We start from the raw sequence: 20,306 nt of genomic DNA on the forward strand, positions 1-20,306 counted from the left end.
TGTCTGCACTAGAGGACAAAGATAAGGCGGGGGTTACCAGCAACCTTGTCCACTTCACTATGTCTGCACTAGAGGACAAAGATAAGGCGGGGGTTACCAGCAACCTTGTCCACTTTTTACCGGACAAAGTAAATGGTGAACATTATGTACAGAGACGATGAAATTATTACAGTATCGATGTTTCATAAGGTGCGATCGCAAGCAAAGCGAACATCTCCACACGTAGAAGTACTTCCGCCGCCACCATTGCACCACGCCACCGCCGCCACCGCAGCCGCCACGACCGCCACGCCGCCAGAACGCCCTAGCACCCCGCCACCGACCGCCAGAACGCCCTAGCACCCCGCCACCGACCGCCAGAACGCCCTAGCACCCCGCCACCGACCGCCACGCCGCCACCGACCAAACCTGACTCACCATACCCGCTAATTTTGCACCGCCACCGACCGCCACGCCGCCACCGCGACCTCTCATTCTCACTCGCATCATTAGCAGTCACGCGCGGTTTTGCATTTTCCCTTAACCCCCAGAGTAAGCGATTTTTGCGTCCGGTATTATAAAAAATCCTTTAACCTTAAGGGTTTTAGCGATTTTAAATCCTGCCAAAATCCCTCAACTTTGTTTTTTCGGCAGGATTTGGCAGGAAAATTATTGAGACTCTCTCGCAACAAGCTATCCTCTACTTGCGAATGAGCGACCCTCAAATCAAAACCCCTCCTAAAATCGCCAGCAAGGCTCGGGAGGGGTCAACAGGATGGATTGGGTGGGTGAGGGGTTAGTCGGGTATTCCTGACTCGTTCAGCACCTCTTTCAGCGTTTCATACGCGCCTAGACTTGGGTGGGATAAAGAAACTTTTTTTCGTTTTTTACTAGCACCTTTACTATTTGTTGGTTTTTCAGAACGTTTTTCTGACCTTTGTTTGTTGCGGTGAGGGTCTAGCTCATCAAATGGTGCAGTTACACCGTTAGCTATCATTTCGTCAATTTTTTCAGCCATCTCTACAAATTTCAGCGTTCCATCGTCGTTTAAGAAATATCCCTCTAGTGATTGTTTATCTTGTTCTTTAAGCTTGCTAACCATACCAAACCACATCATGTATTGTTCATAGGTTTGGAAGGTAAATTGAGCTAATGAAAATTCTTGCATCAAAACAGTACGTAAGATACTATCACCCGGTTCAATTCCTATTTGGTCATATTTTGAACTTAGATTTTTATAGTCTTTAATCTTGAGAATTCCTGATTTGATAGCGGGTACTTGACGTTTAATCGAGTCAGGATTGTTCAATAACTGAGTCATAAAATCCTTAGCCGGATTATTCTCTTTTCCGTATCGCTCACTATCAAATAAAGAGATTTCATCCTCTTCTGAAACTGAAACACCTATACTTTCATGTAATTTAGTGGTTTCGTAACCTCTAGCTTTAATATAGACACCGCTATCATTAGCTAATAAATAATTGGCACTACCGTGAAAAGCACCAGCATAGTAAACATCCTTAGTTTCAAAACTGAATTGTCCTTTACGTGGTTTGAATTCAGTTTCTAAATTTTTGTTTACTTTGATAGCATCTGTTTCTGAATGCAACACATCTACTAATTTAAAGTGTTCTTGTAGATGTTCCATTGCTTTGGTGTTAATGTGTGCGTTGTCACTACCTTTACCAATTGTTTTTAATTCTTCATTTTGATTGATAAAAATTTCACCATTTTTCATTAAATATTCAGTTTCTTTAAGAGGTAGTCGTTTTAATTTCCAGCGTTTTAGATGGCTGTCTTTTCGGTGTTGATTAACCGTTTCTCCATTAATATTGTCACGTCCAAGATACATCACACCATTTAACTCAAAAGCACACCCATCTGTGACCGTTTGCCATCCGTATAGACCTTTCTCCATATACCAAGCTAGCGCTCTTGCTCTTGCGGTGATGTTGTTACCTACTACCGGATTAGATGTAACAAAGTACTTGCTAACCATGTCACCATAGAGGGTGTTCACACATAGTTTAAATAACACATCTAGAGGCGACTTTTTACCATGCTCAATCTGTGCTTTTTTGCGTTCAATTAGTAAATTGTTGATGATAAGGTCGCCTAAGTTAATATCGAACCAACTATGGCACTGTCTCATTTTGCGGTCGATTCCAAGATTTCCTAATTCATCTCTAACTATTTCAGTAGTGTTTCGACCTTCCCAATTAGTGTCTTTTTCTTTTAGTATTTCTAGCGCTTTGGGTGTGTCTGACTCATTAATTCTTTGTGATTTTGGATAAATTGCGCCTGCTAAAATTTGAACATTATCAAGTAGTTCATTACGTTGACGTGGTGATGCTATGGCTAAAATCCATTGCAATCCATCATGGGTTAAAACTGCATTCCAAATCTCATTATTAAAGATTTTTAGTGTACCTGTTTCCTCATCAAAATCGACCCAGTCGGTATCCTGTAACTCGCTATCTGCTTTCATCTTCCGGATTGTCTTAGCTAAGATATCAAGATTATCTTTAGTTGTGGTGAACCAACTAGCAAAGTAATCTTGGCAATATTTTAAGGTTTGTTTGGTGCTAATGCGAGCATACCACGCACCTGATATGAGTTCACCCCAATTGTCTTGATTAGTCCATTGTTCACGGTCGTTATCGTTAACTGCTGATATCAATTTTTCGATATCAACCCCTAAATCACTCAACCATTTACGCAAAGACACATAATCATTATTCTTAGCGGTAGCCTCATAATCAAAAATATAAGGAACACCTATAAAATAACTTTGGTTGCGTTGACCCTCACCATAACATCCGGAAATATCAATATCACAAATTAGTGAGACATCATATTTACCTTTGATTTTACGACGCATAAACACGTCAGTTGGGCGATTATTTCGGCAACGTCCACCTTCAACCTTAGCAAGTAATGCCCGTGTCATTGTTGAGAATTGACGGAGGTGTGAAGCGCTAGCAGGCTTGATATATTGGTCAACTATTTCTGTTAAGGTATCGCGCCAAATACTAACATTTTCATCATCGGTTGCATCTAGCCCTAGTTTAGCCGCTAGTGCCGATTCAAATAAATCTTTAACTGTTCCACCAATTGTTAATTTAGGAGGTTGATAATACTCACTTAAACCGAGTTTTTCGTATACAACTTGCCACTGGTCATAGTAACAATTTAATGCTTCGTACACGTCCAAATCACCTAATGAGTACTCTTCAAATTCAACCGGGCGCTCGATAGCCATATCAAGCATTTTGGCTTTTTCATCTTTGGTGAAGTTATCCTTAGCAGTTAGCTTCCATCCTACTGCATCACAAAAAGCTTGATATGAGGCTACTCCATGAATTGCGCCTGTGTCTACCAGCTTTAAGCACAATTCATAATCGAAACCATTAATTGTGATGATGTGCTTGAGGCTCACCCAATCTAGTTTCATACCGTCAATGGTGGTTTGACAGAATGCCCGACGCCCGGAAGTAATCTGCTCATCGCCAGTTGAGCGTTGTAGTTGCTTGATACGCTCCTTAACTGTACCACTACAAATCACATTCAATTCAGCAGTCAGAAAGTGTCCATAAAGGATGACAAAGCATTTAGGTAGTGTTCTAAGCTCATCATCATATCCTTGGCTTAAATCGATTTTTAGACCACAATCACGGAGGTAATCAATGGGATGGAAATCAGTGCTAATCATTGGGTAAGGTTTTAATCCCATCATCCGCCGTCCGGTGTTTACCAATGGAGTATGAGTATAAATTTCTTTTGGTACGTCTACATCTACACCTTTAATTTGGGTAGTTAATCCTAGGCGCTTTTGTTGCTTGTATTTTTTGCGGTTTTGGTCGGTGAATTCGGTGTCGATTACTAGAGGAATTGTTATTGATGAGCCGATAATTTTGACACTATCAGTCAGTGTTTCGCGATTAATGTACCACTGATTATTAGGGATAGACGAACTAAATATTTTGTACTTACATTCGATGATTGACTCTTCATTATCTTCATCAGCCTCATCATCGACTACGGGCGTGGTCGGAGTTTCGCGTCTACGATAAATTTTTTCGATTGAATTCCTAGCCCCGCCAAATTCATCATCTTCATTATCAACTATTGGCGGTGTTGGAGTTTCACGCTTACGAAAAATTTTGGCAACACTATTAGTAGCACCACCAAATTCATCATCATCTATGATATTATTGATATATGAAGACATTTTTTAACTCACTAAAAACGACATTTAACACCTCCCCATTGAGAAACAGGGAGGTGTCTTTTTATGGATTATTCATCATCTGCCATATCGATTCTAGGATTTTCAAATTCTTCATCAGTGACATCAGAAGCAAGCATATCTCGCAGATGTTCACCATTTTTTAGGAATGGTACAAGGGTCTTATAGTCAATATCCCAGAGTCCGGGAGCGGGTACTCGCTCACCTGTTGTTTTGTTCTTACGAGTAGCTACCAGTAAATTAGCTTTGTAAACCAAACCACATTTAGATCGGAAAAAATCAAAAATCTCACGCGGGTTAACAACTGTACTCTTCACCCCATATTCGTCATCTTCATCAACTACCTCATTAGATTTTTTGATTTCATATCCCATGATTGCTAAAATCTGACCTAGTTTGTTCTTTTCAGATAATCGATAATCACAAGTAATAGCTAAATTCTGAGGAGCTTCATGAGTTTCGTCCAGACAACTGAAAGTAATCTTCATTACGGGTTTTTCGATACTCTTGACTGTGATTGTTGAGTGTTCGATACCACAAAAAGTTAGTCGAGCTTTACCATCTTTAGGAGAGAGTAAAGGGTTGAAGCTGACTACTAACTGTGATTCAGAGATTTCATTTTTGCCAGTTTTGTATTGTGCTTTGCTATTTCGGACTTTGGAAGTATTAGATTGCTTTTTAGCTGATGGCATGAGATATCCTTTGATAATTACAGTTTGTTTCAGATGACTGTCTGACGACGGTCATTTTTTGTTTGGGGAACAATGGCTGATATTCTGTAGAGGTGCGCCACATCCTCTTGTTTTCCCCTCACATTTATCAATGTACAGCGTTTGCAGTGCAATGTCAGTGCATATGGACAGTTTATAAAAGTGGTACATTTGCATGGCAATGTCAGTGCATATGTGTTATAGGTTGTTTAGATAGGTTTTTTGAAGGTTAATTGAGATGAAAGAGCGCAAAGACGTGAACATGACTGTAAGGGTCACGCCTACTGAATTAGAGGAAATTCGGGAAGCTGCTAGTGCTAAGGGAATTCCTTACAGTGAATTTGTATTAAGGGCTATTCGTGCATTTATGGGAAAAGCTGAAGAATTGCCTACCCGTGAGGAATTTCAGGCACTTATTGACCGACTTAATAAACTGGAACATAAAGTATATTCTTCCAGTGATAAGGTTGCTTAATAAGTCCAACCCGCGCTATTACACGCGGGTATTTTTATGCTTAAGTTACTTTTTTGGCTAAGTGATTGAGTACAATTGATTCTCCTCTAGTAGGAGTGCTGTAAGCTATGATTTTTAAAAATTTGCGTTCCCAATCATCGAGGTTGGGGGATTGTAGAAGCTTGGTGATTACTACAGGATCGGATTTTGGTTTGGATTGCCACTTATAGAAAGCACCGCAACGAGCGCAATTTATACGAGCATAATGCACACTTCGTTCAGGTTCTACCGTAGTATCAAAAGATAGATTACCACACTTAGAGCAGAAATCATCAAACAAGCTAAAATTAGTCATGGCAAAGCTAGCGCTTTCTTGCGCAAAGATATTGTAAACAAATTCATGAAGTACTAGAACCGCTATCTGTAGGCGGTTTCTTTATAGTACATATGTTTTTCTCGTCAGTACTCGTTTTTCAAAAAGCAGGATTAAGATGTACGGTTATTACTCAGTGCTATATGTTTCTTAGTACCACCTACACATCCAGAGTATTCAATCTGTTCTTGCCAAGTTTTACTTTTATATCTTTTCAATGTATCTTTTCTATTTTTTCTGAGACAAAGTTGTATTCTGTCTAGCAATCTTTGTGTTAGTTGAAAATGTACTTTTATTAATTCTAAACATTTACTATCTTGTTCTTCCGTTGCATATCTATCGACTACATTCATACAAACTTCTAACAGATATGAAGGCGTCTCTGTTACCGGACATTTAATTTCGTTATTACCCGTTATTTTTAATGCGATATATTTTTTACAGGCATTTATATCGTCTGATTCAAATTTTTGTACATTTATTTTAAAGTTTTTAAAAAATTTTATAACTCTAAAATCATACATTTCTCTTAAAATCTCAACAATCGTTTCTTTTACTGTTTTTAATTCAACCTTGACTTCTCTAAAAAAAGGTTTTAGATATTTCCATCCATAATTGATTATTTGCACTATATTATCAAGCCAGTCCATATAAGTGTGACATTCATCATATTCTTCAGTAGTAAGTATTTCTTCATTTTTTAACTTGTTAAGTATATCTTCATCTTCTATCAAATAACGATGATTCATACCTTTTATTAAAAGATGAAAATTACCTTTTGTTTTTATCCACTGACGTACTAAATCATACGTTTTAGCATGATTCAATAATTCTTTTCTAGGAATATCTTCATCATACAAATTTTGATATATTGTACCTACTGTAAAATCTGGAAAATATATTTGTTTTTCACGCGCTTTTTTAGTTTTCATCATCTTCCCCTTCATTTTTACTCCGACGGTCACCACCTCTAGTTTCACCCAACAATTCTGTATCTGGTGAAATCAACCCGCGTTCAATTCCTATTTTTAAAAAATGACTTTCAAGAAATCTGTTGACACTAGTATTTTGCTCCCGAGCTAGTTTTGCCAAAAGTTCTAAAATCACCGAGTCTATACGGTAAGCAACTGGTTTACGTTTTCGAGACATCAGAAGTGCAAGCATATTTACTTCAGTATCTTATCTTTGTTGGTGCTTTGATAACGTTTGATATCCACCATATCACTCAAAAGATTTCAAACGTATAACATTTATATACGATTGTTTTATGTGAATGACACTCATCAATAAGAAACAGTCATATCAAATGTATTGCATTTGAAAACTTTTGATTCTATATTGATAAATGTGAGCGCCGAACAACCGCGCCATACAGCAACCGCAAAGTTGAGAGTGCAAATGATAACTCCCCACAGGACTACATATGGTGTAGCGGCGCAAGTATCTCGACTGCCATGCTTGCAGATGACCCTTAAACGGTTGTCATGAGGGTTAATGTCCCTCTTAACAGCCAACTTGGAGAAAAGTCGATGTTTCTCGAACACTCTACTTTACACGAACTCCTTTATGAGCTTCGCTTTCAGCAAAATCATCTGATTGCCAAATCGGTGATTCTACATCTTCAACAATGTGGGATTACCCTACCTGATTTTTTGGAAGGGCTGGGCACTTTTCTCGATGAAAAACAGTACTCACAAAGCGCTGCTTTGATACAGCAAGCCCACCTGACATTGCAACACACATATCACTTAAAAAAGGAGTCTCTGTAACCATGCCACGCAAGAAAAAATCTAAAACCATTACTTACTACTTCGTTGCAGAAGAATCTGTAGAGATTGAGATTCCAGATGACTACCCCGAAAATTCAAATACTTGGAGTGGTGACCAATGGGATGCACTTTTGGAGAAGGCACAGGATGAAATAGATGGTACAGAAGCCGATTGGCAACAATCCCCAACCGATGAACCTGAGATTAGTAAATAAGGAGAAATATGCCACTTACTCACCTGCAACTCGACATCCTTGAGAGCGCTTGGGAAATTCTTGATAAATTGCGTAATTGCAAGGACTTCAACGATTCTCACGACCTGACTATATCAGATGGTTGTAGCCTGATTTCTGACTACCTCGACTGGCATCAAGACCAAGAGCGCAAAGCTAACCGGAAGCAAGCTACCGTCATGCATTTCGCGAGATTCGAGAGTTTCCAAAACCTTTAAAAGTGAGCGACCGCGAAGTTTACCACAGCCTAGCGGTCGCATCACTTTGCTCTAAGCATGATAATTATACCCCAATGAATGATGAACGCATAAGACAAGAAACCATCCAAGAGATTGCAGATTTACTCGATATTGATGAGCATCTCATTGCGCATTACGAGAGATTGCAATCAAAAATTAACGGACTGAAAATCAAATTTGAAGCGCACAAACTCACTAGGAGCAACGAATATGGACTCAAAAGAAAGAGCTAAAAAAGCTGTAGACGCACGTAAAAAAGCGGCTTCTACATCTACATCTTCAAGCACACAAGCTTCTAGCACTGCCAACAATCATTCTACAACTGGGTCAAACAGTCTTGAACTGCCTAAAATTACAGATTTCAATGCTGTGCCAGAAGTGAGAACATCTATTAATGGTGCTGTAGCTTTCGACTCAAGTTCCAGGTCGGTTTCAGTGACGCTCCCAGGCTTACCGCAAGTCACACCTGATTCGATAGCCGGAAATGTTCATGTACCCGTCATCAAGCCGATTGCAGATGTCACTAATCCTGATATCGATAAAACAGTCGATGTCGCGACTTACGACCGCGCTAAGGCTAAATATGAAGGGGGTATTCGCTATCAGGAATTGATAGGTTGGGCAAATAAGTACATCGGGTCTCAATACAAAGCACTTGCTGAATCTGCCAAAGCTTATGCTGCTGGATTATCTAGTGCTGTGGAAATGGAACGAGTTTATCAACAGTTCTTGGAGCTTCAGAAACAGCAAAAGATTACATCTGAAAAGGGTGTGGACTACATCGTACAATCCCACAAAACAGCAGTTAAACAAACTGGTATGGTGTACTCTATCGCCCAACAGGAAGCGCTCTTAAGCGAACAAAAATCCAATGCTCATAAGGCTTTTGAGAAAGCTAGGAGTGTAGAGGCTGAAGCGCAAGAGTTTATCAAAGGTTTGAACGAAAAATCTGTGCAATCTGCTAAGTAACAAGTAAGGGTATTAGGAAGATAACTAATACCCGATTCAACATTATTCAATAGGTATTTTATGAAGAAACACACATTGATTGCAAGCATCTCAAGTTTAGGTGTTGGGTTTTTAGGTGGTTTGTTAGTCTCTAGTTCCAATCTAACTTTGATTGAAAAATTAGGCTATGGCTTGGGTGGTGGACTATTTACAGGAGGGTTGTCAGCCTTTTGTTATGACACCGTATTGAACAATAAAAAACAGACTATAGAGCGCTTACAGAGTTCTGTGAAAAAGATAGACAAACAACACAAGACTCTACAAGATGAAAAGAAAACACTAGAATTAGTTTTGAAAGCTAAACGTGAAAATCTACTCAAATTACAAAATAGCTTGGAAATAATTACAGCAGAATTGAAGGATTCATATGAATCAGAATTGATTTATGAAGGTGAACTTGTGAAAGCTGGTAATTTAATCGCTGAACTCAGTGAGCAGTTAGAGTCAATGCGATTACTCTCAGAACAAAAAGAGGAAGAGTTAAGCGCATTTGCTGAAAATTTTGACAGTAACCTAAACAAGGAATTTGAACAACGTAAACGGCAATTAGTAGCAGAAGAAATAGCCAAGGAATTTGAGCTTACTGAAGAAGCTTTCAAGATGATAGAAGAAATGGACGTATTCCTCAAACAAGTGTACGACCGCCACCAAAGCCAGCGCGAACAATTGCTAAGTACCAACGGTAGCTATCATGAGCATCTACAAAAAGTGATAGCAACACATAATGACGCTTATAAGCAATTAGAGGATGTAAAATCAGCCTTAGAATTACGGGCACGAATTCTTGAACAGACCTTAACTGAAGGAATGACCCAACCCGTTTATATCAATGCAGAATTCAGTAAAGAAGGTGAACTGGCAAACAGAATAGCCAAGGAATTATTTGAGGATTTTGGTTTGGTGCTAGCGGTTCAAGGTTTTTCCCTGCGGTCTGACGGTGTACTTGACATTGGATACGGTTACAAAAAATCGGACGACCCAATGAGCATCGTTAAACGGATAGAGACTTATTCAAAGGAACTAGTTGATAGACTTAGAATTCACAAAATAACCAGTGTTCGCAAGTTGGATGTAGCTGATTGTGTGGTAGTCAGCTTGCGTCGCGAACCTGCTTTGAAAGAGTCAGACGCTAAGCTAATGGCGGGAAGTCCAGAGGAATTTCTTGATTACATCACTTCTCAACCTATTCGCTACCGACTTATAGCTGACCCTGGAACGGGTAAGACTCCTACTACTGCTGTGATGGTAAGTGCAATCCTTAAAGAGGGTGGGACGATGGGCAACACAGGGAAAGGTGCAAAAATCCCCCATACCTTGGTTGATGTGTCGTATCCAGACGGAAACACCTCACAAAAAGACCTACAATATCCGCTAAAACCATTCTTGAAATATGGGGATACCACAGCCGCTGTTAAGTCGTTCGATGATGCTATCAGCGATTGGGAATACCGCAAACACAATACCAAGTATGCAGCTAACTTCTTTCAACTTTGGGTGTGGGATGAACTCGACAACACGCTTGATTCGTGCAGTGACCCAATGTCGGCTGCTGCTAATCTCAAGAAAGTTCTGAAACAGGCACACCACACGGGAGTCGGTTGGATAGTTTCTGGACAATCCGTCATGACAAAACAGCTTCCAGGGTTTACCAACGATGACCGAGCGCTCTTTACTGAGATAATCATAGGGATTCCAAAAATCCGTAAGTACCTGGAAGCATACGGGAAGAGTCGTAACAGTCAGTCCAATTTATCGCGTTTAGCCGCTAATTTGAACGATTTAGAGGACTTTATAGAGGCTAAAAATGCTTTAATAACTGACGATGCAAGGTTACTCAGGATAGCTTTAGTAGTTGATTCCAGGTCGCCTAAACTGTACTTCTTACCTAATCTAGATTTAGCTAAATTTAATACAAAAACAATAGAAGAAACACGTAGGTTAGCAACGAGCCAAAAACGAACCATTTTGTCTGACCGTTCTGACCAGAATTTGACCGATGATGACGGAAACCCGCTTCCCACAAGGATTGACCAAAACGGTCAGCAGTCACCATTTCTCCCTATAGGGGGTACCAGTCAATCTGACCAAAAACCTCATTGCTGTCACTGTGGGGAAGCTAAGCTCACAATGCTAGGTGACGGAAGATACAAGTGTTTGAACTGTAAGAAACGCTTTGTAGAGTCTAAAGCCGTTTGGAAGTAAATATCACTAATTAAACGGTAATTAGTAATTAATAAACACTCTAGTAATTAACTAATTACTGTTAGCCAAACGAGAATTTTATTCTAACATTTCGTTGTCAATAGAAGACTCACATTCTCAAAATACGATGTAGTGGCGATAATACCCCGTCAGTAGTCCGTCAAAGTATCAAAACGCTTCCGTACAGGAAAAGAAACTAATGACTCAAGATAAAGAAATTCAACAGGTATCCGTCAAGGCTAAAAAAGTTTACAACAACAAGGCAATTGATTTCAAGCTTGATATTGATGCAGGTGCTAAAAGGGTAAAGTGTAGGCTCAATGGTGTATACAAGTCTTTTCCAGCAGAAGCCAAGCAAATTCAAGGTGAAACACCACTAAGGAACGATGGGTGTTTTGGATACCGCAAGAAAAACTATGTTGTGGGCAATGCCATCGACCGAGTAAATGGCACTCTCATCGTGTCCAGTCAGGATAACAAGCTGACTCACTTAGATGTGTGGATTCTAGGCGCTCTTACCCATTACCGCAAACAGCTAAAGAGCGCTGTGGAAGCTAGGCGACGTAAGACCCAACCAGTACAGATTACCCTCTGGCTTAAAATCATTACCCTGTCTACACCACAGCGCAAAGAGTTGGATAAGATGCTCAAACAGATATCAGAGTTTGTTTGGGAAGATATCGAGTTCAAAGTGATGGTCAAGAATTGCGAGTTCGTAGATGAGGGTGAGGGCGCTGCTTTAGAGGTGGTGAATCTTTACAAACACGAGCGGTTTAATTTGCTTGATTTGGGCGGTGGAACTTGCACCTACAGTAGCTATGAGTGGGACGGTGAAGAGTTATCCACAGTTGCCAGAACTCCTGTGTCGGGAGGTGGAATGAACACTATCATCAATCGCATCTTCAAAAGCCTCACCCGTACAGACAGAGGCGCGATTCAGGCTGAAAACTTTGATATCCAGCAAGCTTTAGAGTTATCGGCACTAGATGAGGTTGGGCAATGGCGTGTACCACTACGTAGCAATGGTAAAGTCAAGGATATAGCCTCAGAGGTTGATGGAGCGATGTCTGAATGGGTGGCTAACAACTACGCCATTCAGAAACTGTTTGACGCTGTCTCCCAACGCTTAGCTAAAGGTGAGTATCTATACTGTACTGGCGGGGGATTCGCTATCGGCGTGGTTGCTGATTGGATTTTGGGATACCTCAAAAATGAGATTGATAATGCGAACATCACTATTTTGCAGAATCCGCAAGATGTGAACCTAGCAGGTTTGAAGTGGCTAGAAATTGAAAAAGAAAACTAAAAGACAAAGACACTGGAAAGTTTGTCGGCTCCCAGTGTCTCTTTGAATCCATATATAAAGGAATCTCTGCAATTATGCCACACTACAATCAAAACTACTGGCAAGAACGTAACGATAATGAACCTGGATTCATTTATCTCATATTGGCTGAAGGCTACCACGGATGGGTTCCGGGATGCGTCCTCAAACGGGTAAAGATTGGGTTGAGCCGTAATCCAGAAGCCAGACTCGAAACCTTCCACAGCAATCAGCCACCGTGTAATTTGCGAATCCTACGCACTATTTATGTAGAAAACATGGCAGAAGTCGAGCAACGGTTACACCAAGTTTTTAAAAACTCGAACGTCAAACTCAAAAAGTCTCGTGAGTTCTTTGACTTGTTACCGTGGCAGATGGCTTACCTACATTGGCTGATGTCTCAGTATGAAGTGAAGGTATGGAGCTATGCTGATATCCCTAAACGGGCGATTGCTGGCGGGTTAGTGGCACTGTTAGGTGTGGGCTTGTTGGTCGGTTATGGCATACGAGAAAGCACTACACCGCAGTTAGAACAGACGATTGAGACGAAATAGTTAGCAAAAAGCACTGGCAGATAGTTCTTTATCCAGTGCTATTTTTCAAATTTATAAAAGCAATCATCGACTACGACCTTAATTACCTAAATTTGACAACAACACACTCTTAAAAGATGTCAGAGCCAAAAGTGGTTGTTAAGCCTTGGCTGGTTGTGAAGTTAAGACTGCTTGTTGAAAAATCAGTAGGTCTGTTCTCAAAAATGGCAATTTGGTTACCTTGATAGGACAGGGAACCACTGCTAATATCGTAGTCGAACTGGTCAATCGAAGCAGTTGTACTACCAGTAGTCGTGTAAAATATAATTCTGTCGCCTTGAGAGCGGTTAAAGTCTGTTATAGTGTCAGTACCGTCACCATAGGTGAAGTAAAAATCATCTGCTCCAGAACCTCCAGTCAGCCTATCATTCCCGCGACCACCAAATATATTGTCACTACCACCAAATCCTCTAATCCTGTCAGCAGAGGAAGTTCCAATAAGTGTATCGGCACGGGGTGTTCCATCAATGTTCGCCATGTAATTTCTCCTTTGTTACCTTTAACGTGTAATGAACTAAGTCCAGCTTTAATCGGAACAACCTTCTGATTAAAGCCTTCATATGTTTCTCGGAGAAAAGCGCTTTGTTTTACGCAATCACCAGAGAATATTTACAATCCTTAATCATGGAATAACAACAGGTGTCGTATCAGTTGTAAGCTGTGGATCACAGTGGTTTTTGGTCTAGGGATGAAAATCAATCGACATGGAAAAGCCAAAGTGTTGACACAGGATGAGATTCAGCTACTTTTCAGCGAGGGTTTTCAGTCCGACCGTGACCGGGCTTTGTTTGGTGTTTGTCTGTATACAGCGTGTCGCATCAATGAAGCTTGCACCCTTAACACGCTCGATGTTTACAACAAGAAAAAATATGTTCGTAATGAAATTATTTTTCGTAGACACAACACCAAAGGCAAACTAGCAGCGAGAGCAGTACCAGTTATTGAAGAATTGCGAAGTCTCTTAGTTAAGTATCAACCCACTAGCAGCGATGGTTTTTTGTTTCCAGGTCGCCACGGTAAGGGGCATATCAACCCAGAGTCTGCTAGTCGAATACTGCGCGAGGCTTGTGAAAAAGTTGATTTAGAAGGTGTTAGTACTCATAGCTTTAGACGTACTGCTTTGACCGAAATGAGTAATGCAGGCATACCGTTACGAATCATTCAGGAAGTTTCGGGACATAGGAACCTAGAAGAATTGCAGAAATACCTAGAAGTTCGACCGGAACAGGTGAAGGGTGCGGTGTCAGCATTGTCGATGTTGGGGTATGCGGGAGATAGCCACGTCAGGAAATCGTACTTTCTTGACGTAACCTCTAACAGTGATACAGAAACGATTTCGAGCGATTAGTCAAAATACCTGGAGTAACTTTGTCCACTATCTTGACACCGTACAAAGTTGTAGTTAGTATAGAGATGTGGACAAAGTTAAGTGAACAAAGTTTATGAGTACAGCTTACAACAAATTCGTAGAAAAGAATATTCGCACCGCGTGGGTAAAGACATGGGCAATTGAATTCCTCAAAGGACTCGACAACCTAGAAGCCAAAACCACTATTGAACAATACTGCAAAATCAAGCTAGAAGAATTCAGTCAACTGTGTCAAGAAAAAGCAGTAGAACGAGCCAAGGAAGATAGATCCAGTCTGAATGAGCATAGCTGGAAACAATCTTCCACAAGCTATATGAGTGGTATTCGCAAAGCTATCAAGGCATGGAGCGAATCACAAGAATTGACAGATATGAATTCATACCCACAGCAAACTAAAGAGGGTGTGATCACTCAACATTTAGCCTTGCTCTACATGAATTACCCGCGTGAGCATAACCAAGCCAACAATGAAGCGAAACAAGAGCGCAAGGACGACCAAAGACGCAACCTTGAAAGCATCAATTGTGTAGACGAGTATCAAGCCAAGATTGATGAGTTACTGACCTCTACAGACCACAGAGAACTAGTAGCAGGACTAATCGCGGCAACAGGACGGCGACCTTCTGAAATCTACAAAACTGCTGAGTTTAAACAAGTTGGTCAATTTGAGGTGATGTTTACCGGACAAGCAAAAGCCCGTGGTGAAGAGAGAGACGCTTACCCTACATACACTCTTGTTGAATCGGCTAAGGTCATTGATGCTCTTGCTAGGCTCCGTAGAATGCCAGAAATTAAGGAACTACGGAAGTTGACCTTAGCTGAGGTGGACTCAGGTAAGAACAATAAGATGAATGCAGCAGTTAAACAACACTTCGCACCTCTCATCAATCCCCCACATGGCGAAGCCGAACTGTCAGCTAAAAACTTACGCGCGTCTTATGCAGCTATCGCCATATACCTGTTCTGTCCTTGGCAGATGTCAACCAATCTTTTCATCAAAGAGCGCTTAGGACACACGAGTGATGCCACAGCTACATCCTATGAAGATTACCAAATCACTGACCACCAAGGAAAACCGCTAACCCGTGGTGCATGGGTTGAAAGACTTAAAGAAGATATGGACAAACCAATGGAAGCAACGATTGTACAGCCAAGAATCCGAATGACTGAATCGGCTAAAAATATCATTGATGACCAAGAATTTCTACTTTATGCTGACCAAGTTAGCCGTATGGAAGAATTAATTAGGTTAGCCAAAATTGGTAAGCAATTTGAGGAAGGTAAGTTAGTTAAGGAAGTTGTAACCGTGATTGAAAAGCCTGTTGAGAAAATTGTAGAGATTCCTATTGAAGTATCATCCCAAACCTCTACAGAAGAAAGTAAAACCAAGCAATCTAAAAAAGACCCCTCAGAAATGACCAACACAGAGTTATTTGGTTCTCATGCTCCAAATACAGGTGAAGAGAAAATTAGACGTGCTGTAGCCGCTATTAAGGCTTATAACGAGCGTCAATACAGTCCTAAAGATATGTGGATGATTAATACCAGTACTCTCAAAGACTTAACCAATTGTCGCACTGCTGTTGTAGAAAAATACCTCAAATCAGATGAAGGACGGCTACAAATTACCGACTACAACTTAGAAAAAGGCTTCACCTACCAACACAACAGAGGTAGAGGCAATATTTCGGAAGTGGTTAAACTAGCTTAAACTTGCACCGACCGACTCATGGCTAACCAAGTAATCTGTGAGTCGGTTTTATACTTAAAGAGAATAATTGAGAATTTTAAAGAAAAATTTTACAGTGAAAGACCTCACTCCAAACCAAATGAAAGCTTTATGTATGCTTGCGGCTAATTACGACCGACACGAAGTAGCACAAGCTTGTGATATCACAACTAGGACGCTTGACAAGTGGAGACGGTTAGAAAACTTTCAAGAACTATTAAGAAAAGCTGTGGTAGCCACATATGATGCTGCTATTTCGGAACTAGTACTTGGTTGCCAAGAATCTGCAAAGGAACTTAGAAAAATAATTCTTGATCCCGACACACCAAGTCGCACCAAAGTATCTGCAATCAGTGTACTGCTTACGAATGCAGCAAAAGCTAAGGAACATCTACTAGAAGACAGATTAGAGCGTATAGAGGCTAGTTTAAATGGCGATATCACTGAGCAAGATACGGAAGCTTGAAGCAAAACTTAAAAAACGTAACCAAGAACTGTCCTTGCAAAAGACTAATTTAAAATTACCTAATAATTGGGAGGATTTTGTAGCACTAACCACTATTAGAAGTGGTGGTGAAATGAAAAAATTTGAGTTATACGAGTATCAAAAAATAATGATTGAATTAGCTAGTAAATACCCAAGTATGGTGATTCTAAAAAGTCGCCAGATGGGAATTACTCAGGCTATAGTAGCTAAGTTTTTATACGATGCGTGTACTAATAAAGCTGCTTCAAGTATTCTTTTTATGCGTAATGCTGAGGATGCTTCAGCCATCTCAAGACGCGCTAGGCAGATGCTTTCAAGTATTAGTGAATATGCTCAAGCTGATAACGACTCTGTAGGCTACCTCAAAATTAAAGGTGGAGGTGATTTATACTTTAAGAATAGTGGTAAAGAAGGGTCTAGAAGTCTCGATTCCTGTACAGGAATGCTATTTGATGAAGCAGCATTCGTAGAAAATATTCAACAAATATATGCAGCTAGTAACCCATCAAGTGCTTTATCAGGTAATAATATCCAAAAGTTTATAGTTAGTACTCCTAGTAGTAAATCCGGTTTTTATTGGGATAAATTAAATGAAAATAATGATGATATTGACATAGAAAAATTAGCTGATGATGTAGCAAAAGGAAATATTTATAGAAAATTACCGGGTGTGTATTGGTTTATTGACAAAGCTGGAAGTTGTAAACTAATTCTACATTGGAAAGCACACCCAATTTATAGTCAGATTCCAAATTACTTAGAATACCGATTAAAACAAGACGGAACAGATGAGGAAGTAGTAGCTAGAGAATATGATTTAAGATTTATTGATAGTACTGTTTCTGTATTTGATAGTGGATTAATCCGTTTAAATGCAATAGGACAATATGAAAATACGGTAGACAAAGATGCTATTTATTATGCTGGACTTGACACATCAACCGTAGGTAGTGATTACTGTACTTGCCCTATTTTGAAATACAAAGAGGGTAAATACTCGTTAGTAAATCTCTACCGCAAACGTCAACAAACTAGTGAATATCATCTATACCAAATAGGAGAATTATTAAAAATTTTCAAACCTAAAATTACAGGAGTAGAGGTCACTGGCGGTGTGGGTAGAGTTTATCAAGAGCAGTTAATTAGACAATTTCCAAATTTGGAATTTCAAGGAATATATACTTCACAAGATAGTAAAGCTTTAATGATATCAGCTATGGTTTTAGCACTTGAGAAACAAATCTTAACTTATCCTAATACTTGCCCATTAGTAAATGAAATGTTAAGTTTTAGGCGGGATGGTAAAAAACTAGAAGCAGCACCCGGAAAACATGACGATACAGTTATGGGAGTTGCTTTTGCCTTAGCGGTTTCACCATTTAATAAAGAAAAGAAACCGTTTATAGATGTTAGCAAGATAAAAGTTTGGAACGGAAAATGAGTGAAAGTTATAGATTGTTCGGCTACTTAGGAATAGCATTTCAGCCAGATGGATGTGGTGTTTGTTTGAATATGGTTAATTACCCCGAAGAAAGTAATTTAATCTTTTATTTATGGTATTCACACATTCCATTGTTTGAAGAACTAAAAACTAAAACAATCGAATGTATGACAAGGTTAGCAAATTATATATATGAGCAAGTTGAAGAGAAAAAATCACCATGTTCTGCCAAAATCTTTCTCGTGTCAAACAATTCATCCACATCAAAAATATTAGAAACTTGTAAAAACATCAGAGGAGAAACTAAAAGTCCTATCTTTTTTTATGATGTGAAACCTGTAGCACCTGATGCTGAAGCTTTAGCATTTGTAGCTAGTGCAATCAATAGTGGATGTACAGAGGTAGAGCAAAACATCGATTTAAACTCTATTCAAAAAGAAATTGAGAACTACAAAGAAACTCAGAAAATTAATGGATTGTTAGCGACATTAAGTTTTTCGATTGGTGAATGTGAATATCAAAAAAATCTCAATAACGGACACGATAGATACACAGCTAGTGAAAAAATGGCAATGGTTAATGCTGCCATGACAGCTGCAATAGCTCAATTTAGAACCTACTAAGTCTACAAGTACCGCTACAGCCGCCCTAAAACAGCCATGCCATAGAATCACCCCAAAGACCCCTCTCGCGTCTTGTAGGCTCATGTGGAGGGGTATTTTGTTTCTATGATAAGTATTTATGCTTAAAGGTTAAGGACTTTGTTACAAAGTATTTTTACTCAGAAGCTGGAAACCCTTGTAAAATCGATGTTTTCTCAATAAGTGCATAGCTTTTTGATATTTACTCTCAGTAATTTTTGCTGCAAAATGCTGCAAAAAATCCGAATTAGCCGATTTTGCAGCATTTTTTAATCGCTGTAACCCGCATGGTTGAAGGATTTTTTTGAACACTGGACGCAAAAATCCCTTACTCTAGGGGTTAAAGAAAAAAACAAAAACGCACTCGACTGCTAATGATGCGAGTGAGAATGGTAGGTCTGACCAAGTGGCATGATGCAGCCTATACCCTATCGCGCTCTACAAGCGTCATTAAAGCGCTTTCACACCCAAAACGATGAATCATACCTTTATGGATATTGGGCGGCTAAAAACGGCAAAATTAGCGGGTATGGTGACACATCGGCGGTGGCGGGTCGTGGCGGCGGCGGGGTCGTGGCGGCGGCGGGGTCGTGGCGGCTAGCAGCGGCGGCGTGGGGTCGGGCGGCGGTCGTGGGTGGTGGCGAGTAGCAGCGGCGGCGTGGGGTCGGGCGGCGGTCGTGGGTGGTAGCGAGTAGCAGCGGCGGTCGTAGGTGGTGGCGGCTAGCAGCGGCGGCGTGGGGTCGGGTCGGGCGGCGGTCGTGGCGGCGGCGCGGGGTCGCTGGCGGGGTCGTGGGGTCGGTGGCGTGGCGGTCGTGGCGGTCGCTGGTGGCGCGGGTCGGGTCGGTGGCGGTCGCCCGGTCGCCCGGTCGCCCGGTCGGTGGCGCGGGTTATCTATGTCCGCATCCGTAAGAGGACAAGGTTAAATGGTTCACGAACTTTGTCCGATGTTTTTTCAAAATGTACAAAGTTGGAATGCTACTTTGTACACTTAAATTTGTTTACATAGTGGACAAAGATAGACAATGGTCTATATCTTTGTCCGTGTTTGATAGTCTTTCTTGTGGACAAAGCTGTTCTACTTCTAAGTGTGGTGATGTTCCTATTGTTGGCGATCGCATACAATGAAAGTCCTAATATACAATCACTTCAGCGTCTCAGTACATAGTGTTCACTAATTCACTCGCTGAAGTCACTGAGGGTCGTGACGGTCGTGGCGGTCGCGGTCGGTAGCCGAGTCAATCACCATCTCTGTCCACTAACCACAAGTAAGCGGACAAAGTACAGACATGAAATTTTGATGATAGCGTACAAAGTTCTACGCAAATGTGGACAAAGATAGAGAATATATAATATCTTTGTCCAGTCGTAGACATTGCAGATATGTGGACAGAGTTAGCCGAAACGCTGAAAGTATTGATATATCGTTGTTTCACCGTGTGGCGGTCACGAGTTAACTTTGTCCTCTAATGCAGACATAGTGGACAAGGATATAACTTTGTCCTCTAA

23 protein-coding genes are annotated in these 20,306 nt (G+C 40.5%); 16 read left to right on the forward strand and 7 right to left on the reverse strand.

What is annotated here, in order from left to right; genetic code table 11:
• Positions 1–144: 144 nt before the first annotated feature.
• Complete coding sequence (locus ACM0OZ_RS43545; protein WP_414589109.1) at positions 145–339, forward strand: hypothetical protein; 195 nt, start codon at positions 145–147, stop codon at positions 337–339.
• Positions 340–366: 27 nt separating this feature from the next.
• On the opposite strand, the gene ACM0OZ_RS43550 is transcribed toward ACM0OZ_RS43545, so the two are convergent.
• The 3 genes from ACM0OZ_RS43550 to ACM0OZ_RS43560 all read right to left on the reverse strand — a co-directional run bounded on the left by ACM0OZ_RS43550 (position 367) and on the right by ACM0OZ_RS43560 (position 4,920).
• Positions 367–489 carry a hypothetical protein gene (locus ACM0OZ_RS43550; RefSeq protein ID WP_414589110.1) on the reverse strand — a complete coding sequence of 41 codons (123 nt, stop codon included), beginning with the start codon at positions 487–489 and terminating at the stop codon, positions 367–369.
• A gap of 286 nt (positions 490–775) precedes the next feature.
• Complete coding sequence (locus tag ACM0OZ_RS43555; protein ID WP_414589111.1) at positions 776–4,210, reverse strand: hypothetical protein; 3,435 nt, start codon at positions 4,208–4,210, stop codon at positions 776–778.
• 68 nt (positions 4,211–4,278) lie between these two features.
• Positions 4,279–4,920, reverse strand: a complete 642-nt coding sequence (locus ACM0OZ_RS43560) for a hypothetical protein (protein ID WP_414589112.1) — start codon at positions 4,918–4,920, stop codon at positions 4,279–4,281.
• Between the two features lie 256 nt (positions 4,921–5,176).
• Here ACM0OZ_RS43560 and ACM0OZ_RS43565 point away from each other — a divergent pair, with 256 nt between their 5' ends.
• Positions 5,177–5,413, forward strand: coding sequence for a plasmid mobilization protein (locus ACM0OZ_RS43565; protein WP_414589113.1), 237 nt, complete (start codon positions 5,177–5,179; stop codon positions 5,411–5,413).
• Between the two features lie 40 nt (positions 5,414–5,453).
• On the opposite strand, the gene ACM0OZ_RS43570 is transcribed toward ACM0OZ_RS43565, so the two are convergent.
• The 3 genes from ACM0OZ_RS43570 to ACM0OZ_RS43580 all read right to left on the reverse strand — a co-directional run bounded on the left by ACM0OZ_RS43570 (position 5,454) and on the right by ACM0OZ_RS43580 (position 6,929).
• The gene (locus tag ACM0OZ_RS43570) at positions 5,454–5,747 is read right to left on the reverse strand and encodes a hypothetical protein (RefSeq protein WP_414589114.1); all 294 of its coding nucleotides are present in this window, start codon (positions 5,745–5,747) and stop codon (positions 5,454–5,456) included.
• A gap of 131 nt (positions 5,748–5,878) precedes the next feature.
• Positions 5,879–6,700, reverse strand: a complete 822-nt coding sequence (locus ACM0OZ_RS43575; RefSeq protein ID WP_414589115.1) for a hypothetical protein — start codon at positions 6,698–6,700, stop codon at positions 5,879–5,881.
• Complete coding sequence (locus ACM0OZ_RS43580) at positions 6,687–6,929, reverse strand: hypothetical protein (protein ID WP_414589116.1); 243 nt, start codon at positions 6,927–6,929, stop codon at positions 6,687–6,689. Before ACM0OZ_RS43580 ends, ACM0OZ_RS43575 begins: the two co-directional genes overlap by 14 nt.
• Before the next feature lie 365 nt (positions 6,930–7,294).
• Between ACM0OZ_RS43580 and ACM0OZ_RS43585 the strand changes: the two genes are divergently transcribed.
• The 8 genes from ACM0OZ_RS43585 to ACM0OZ_RS43620 all read left to right on the forward strand — a co-directional run bounded on the left by ACM0OZ_RS43585 (position 7,295) and on the right by ACM0OZ_RS43620 (position 13,094).
• Positions 7,295–7,534, forward strand: a complete 240-nt coding sequence (locus ACM0OZ_RS43585; RefSeq protein WP_414589117.1) for a hypothetical protein — start codon at positions 7,295–7,297, stop codon at positions 7,532–7,534.
• 2 nt (positions 7,535–7,536) lie between these two features.
• Positions 7,537–7,749, forward strand: a complete 213-nt coding sequence (locus ACM0OZ_RS43590; protein WP_414589118.1) for a hypothetical protein — start codon at positions 7,537–7,539, stop codon at positions 7,747–7,749.
• A gap of 8 nt (positions 7,750–7,757) precedes the next feature.
• Complete coding sequence (locus ACM0OZ_RS43595; RefSeq protein WP_414589119.1) at positions 7,758–7,985, forward strand: hypothetical protein; 228 nt, start codon at positions 7,758–7,760, stop codon at positions 7,983–7,985.
• A gap of 2 nt (positions 7,986–7,987) precedes the next feature.
• A complete protein-coding gene (locus ACM0OZ_RS43600) occupies positions 7,988–8,239 on the forward strand; it encodes a hypothetical protein (protein WP_414589120.1) in 252 nt (83 codons plus the stop codon).
• Entirely contained in the window at positions 8,217–8,975 is a 759-nt protein-coding gene (locus tag ACM0OZ_RS43605) for a hypothetical protein (RefSeq protein WP_414589121.1), read from the forward strand. Before ACM0OZ_RS43600 ends, ACM0OZ_RS43605 begins: the two co-directional genes overlap by 23 nt.
• Before the next feature lie 60 nt (positions 8,976–9,035).
• Positions 9,036–11,216, forward strand: a complete 2,181-nt coding sequence (locus tag ACM0OZ_RS43610; protein WP_414589122.1) for a hypothetical protein — start codon at positions 9,036–9,038, stop codon at positions 11,214–11,216.
• 199 nt (positions 11,217–11,415) lie between these two features.
• Positions 11,416–12,522, forward strand: coding sequence for a hypothetical protein (locus ACM0OZ_RS43615; protein WP_414589123.1), 1,107 nt, complete (start codon positions 11,416–11,418; stop codon positions 12,520–12,522).
• A 74-nt stretch (positions 12,523–12,596) separates the two neighbouring features.
• Entirely contained in the window at positions 12,597–13,094 is a 498-nt protein-coding gene (locus ACM0OZ_RS43620; protein WP_414589125.1) for a GIY-YIG nuclease family protein, read from the forward strand.
• 109 nt (positions 13,095–13,203) lie between these two features.
• Here the strand turns inward: ACM0OZ_RS43620 and ACM0OZ_RS43625 are convergent, their stop codons facing one another.
• Positions 13,204–13,611, reverse strand: a complete 408-nt coding sequence (locus ACM0OZ_RS43625) for a hypothetical protein (RefSeq protein ID WP_414589126.1) — start codon at positions 13,609–13,611, stop codon at positions 13,204–13,206.
• 210 nt (positions 13,612–13,821) lie between these two features.
• On the opposite strand from ACM0OZ_RS43625, the gene ACM0OZ_RS43630 reads away from it, so the two are divergent.
• From ACM0OZ_RS43630 to ACM0OZ_RS43655, 6 genes are all read left to right on the forward strand, one after another.
• Positions 13,822–14,481 (forward strand): tyrosine-type recombinase/integrase, encoded by a 660-nt coding sequence (locus ACM0OZ_RS43630; protein WP_414589127.1) that lies wholly within the window; start codon positions 13,822–13,824, stop codon positions 14,479–14,481.
• Positions 14,482–14,575: 94 nt separating this feature from the next.
• Complete coding sequence (locus tag ACM0OZ_RS43635; RefSeq protein WP_414589128.1) at positions 14,576–16,213, forward strand: protelomerase family protein; 1,638 nt, start codon at positions 14,576–14,578, stop codon at positions 16,211–16,213.
• Positions 16,214–16,307: 94 nt separating this feature from the next.
• Positions 16,308–16,697, forward strand: coding sequence for a hypothetical protein (locus tag ACM0OZ_RS43640; protein ID WP_414589130.1), 390 nt, complete (start codon positions 16,308–16,310; stop codon positions 16,695–16,697).
• Positions 16,663–18,159, forward strand: coding sequence for a terminase large subunit domain-containing protein (locus tag ACM0OZ_RS43645; RefSeq protein WP_414589131.1), 1,497 nt, complete (start codon positions 16,663–16,665; stop codon positions 18,157–18,159). Before ACM0OZ_RS43640 ends, ACM0OZ_RS43645 begins: the two co-directional genes overlap by 35 nt.
• Positions 18,156–18,782: a hypothetical protein gene (locus ACM0OZ_RS43650; RefSeq protein WP_414589132.1), complete on the forward strand. Its 627-nt coding sequence runs from the start codon at positions 18,156–18,158 to the stop codon at positions 18,780–18,782. The genes ACM0OZ_RS43645 and ACM0OZ_RS43650 overlap by 4 nt, the downstream gene beginning before the upstream one ends.
• 429 nt (positions 18,783–19,211) lie before the next feature.
• Entirely contained in the window at positions 19,212–19,448 is a 237-nt protein-coding gene (locus ACM0OZ_RS43655; RefSeq protein WP_414589133.1) for a hypothetical protein, read from the forward strand.
• The last annotated feature ends 858 nt before the right edge of the window (positions 19,449–20,306 follow it).

The sequence above is a fragment of the Scytonema sp. PCC 10023 genome (assembly GCF_963920835.1).
In the GTDB taxonomy this organism is placed as follows: domain Bacteria; phylum Cyanobacteriota; class Cyanobacteriia; order Cyanobacteriales; family Nostocaceae; genus Kalymmatonema.

Excerpts from the sequence above, each read along its gene's own strand:
- ACM0OZ_RS43545 (WP_414589109.1), top strand. The coding sequence starts at position 145 with ATGTACAGAGACGATGAAATTATTACAGTATCGATGTTTCATAAGGTG.
- ACM0OZ_RS43550 (WP_414589110.1), bottom strand. The coding sequence starts at position 489 with ATGATGCGAGTGAGAATGAGAGGTCGCGGTGGCGGCGTGGCGGTCGGT.
- ACM0OZ_RS43555 (WP_414589111.1), bottom strand. The coding sequence starts at position 4,210 with ATGTCTTCATATATCAATAATATCATAGATGATGATGAATTTGGTGGT.
- ACM0OZ_RS43560 (WP_414589112.1), bottom strand. The coding sequence starts at position 4,920 with ATGCCATCAGCTAAAAAGCAATCTAATACTTCCAAAGTCCGAAATAGC.
- ACM0OZ_RS43565 (WP_414589113.1), top strand. The coding sequence starts at position 5,177 with ATGAAAGAGCGCAAAGACGTGAACATGACTGTAAGGGTCACGCCTACT.
- ACM0OZ_RS43570 (WP_414589114.1), bottom strand. The coding sequence starts at position 5,747 with ATGACTAATTTTAGCTTGTTTGATGATTTCTGCTCTAAGTGTGGTAAT.
- ACM0OZ_RS43575 (WP_414589115.1), bottom strand. The coding sequence starts at position 6,700 with ATGATGAAAACTAAAAAAGCGCGTGAAAAACAAATATATTTTCCAGAT.
- ACM0OZ_RS43580 (WP_414589116.1), bottom strand. The coding sequence starts at position 6,929 with ATGCTTGCACTTCTGATGTCTCGAAAACGTAAACCAGTTGCTTACCGT.
- ACM0OZ_RS43585 (WP_414589117.1), top strand. The coding sequence starts at position 7,295 with ATGTTTCTCGAACACTCTACTTTACACGAACTCCTTTATGAGCTTCGC.
- ACM0OZ_RS43590 (WP_414589118.1), top strand. The coding sequence starts at position 7,537 with ATGCCACGCAAGAAAAAATCTAAAACCATTACTTACTACTTCGTTGCA.
- ACM0OZ_RS43595 (WP_414589119.1), top strand. The coding sequence starts at position 7,758 with ATGCCACTTACTCACCTGCAACTCGACATCCTTGAGAGCGCTTGGGAA.
- ACM0OZ_RS43605 (WP_414589121.1), top strand. The coding sequence starts at position 8,217 with ATGGACTCAAAAGAAAGAGCTAAAAAAGCTGTAGACGCACGTAAAAAA.
- ACM0OZ_RS43610 (WP_414589122.1), top strand. The coding sequence starts at position 9,036 with ATGAAGAAACACACATTGATTGCAAGCATCTCAAGTTTAGGTGTTGGG.
- ACM0OZ_RS43615 (WP_414589123.1), top strand. The coding sequence starts at position 11,416 with ATGACTCAAGATAAAGAAATTCAACAGGTATCCGTCAAGGCTAAAAAA.
- ACM0OZ_RS43620 (WP_414589125.1), top strand. The coding sequence starts at position 12,597 with ATGCCACACTACAATCAAAACTACTGGCAAGAACGTAACGATAATGAA.
- ACM0OZ_RS43625 (WP_414589126.1), bottom strand. The coding sequence starts at position 13,611 with ATGGCGAACATTGATGGAACACCCCGTGCCGATACACTTATTGGAACT.
- ACM0OZ_RS43630 (WP_414589127.1), top strand. The coding sequence starts at position 13,822 with ATGAAAATCAATCGACATGGAAAAGCCAAAGTGTTGACACAGGATGAG.
- ACM0OZ_RS43635 (WP_414589128.1), top strand. The coding sequence starts at position 14,576 with ATGAGTACAGCTTACAACAAATTCGTAGAAAAGAATATTCGCACCGCG.
- ACM0OZ_RS43645 (WP_414589131.1), top strand. The coding sequence starts at position 16,663 with ATGGCGATATCACTGAGCAAGATACGGAAGCTTGAAGCAAAACTTAAA.
- ACM0OZ_RS43650 (WP_414589132.1), top strand. The coding sequence starts at position 18,156 with ATGAGTGAAAGTTATAGATTGTTCGGCTACTTAGGAATAGCATTTCAG.
- ACM0OZ_RS43655 (WP_414589133.1), top strand. The coding sequence starts at position 19,212 with ATGATGCAGCCTATACCCTATCGCGCTCTACAAGCGTCATTAAAGCGC.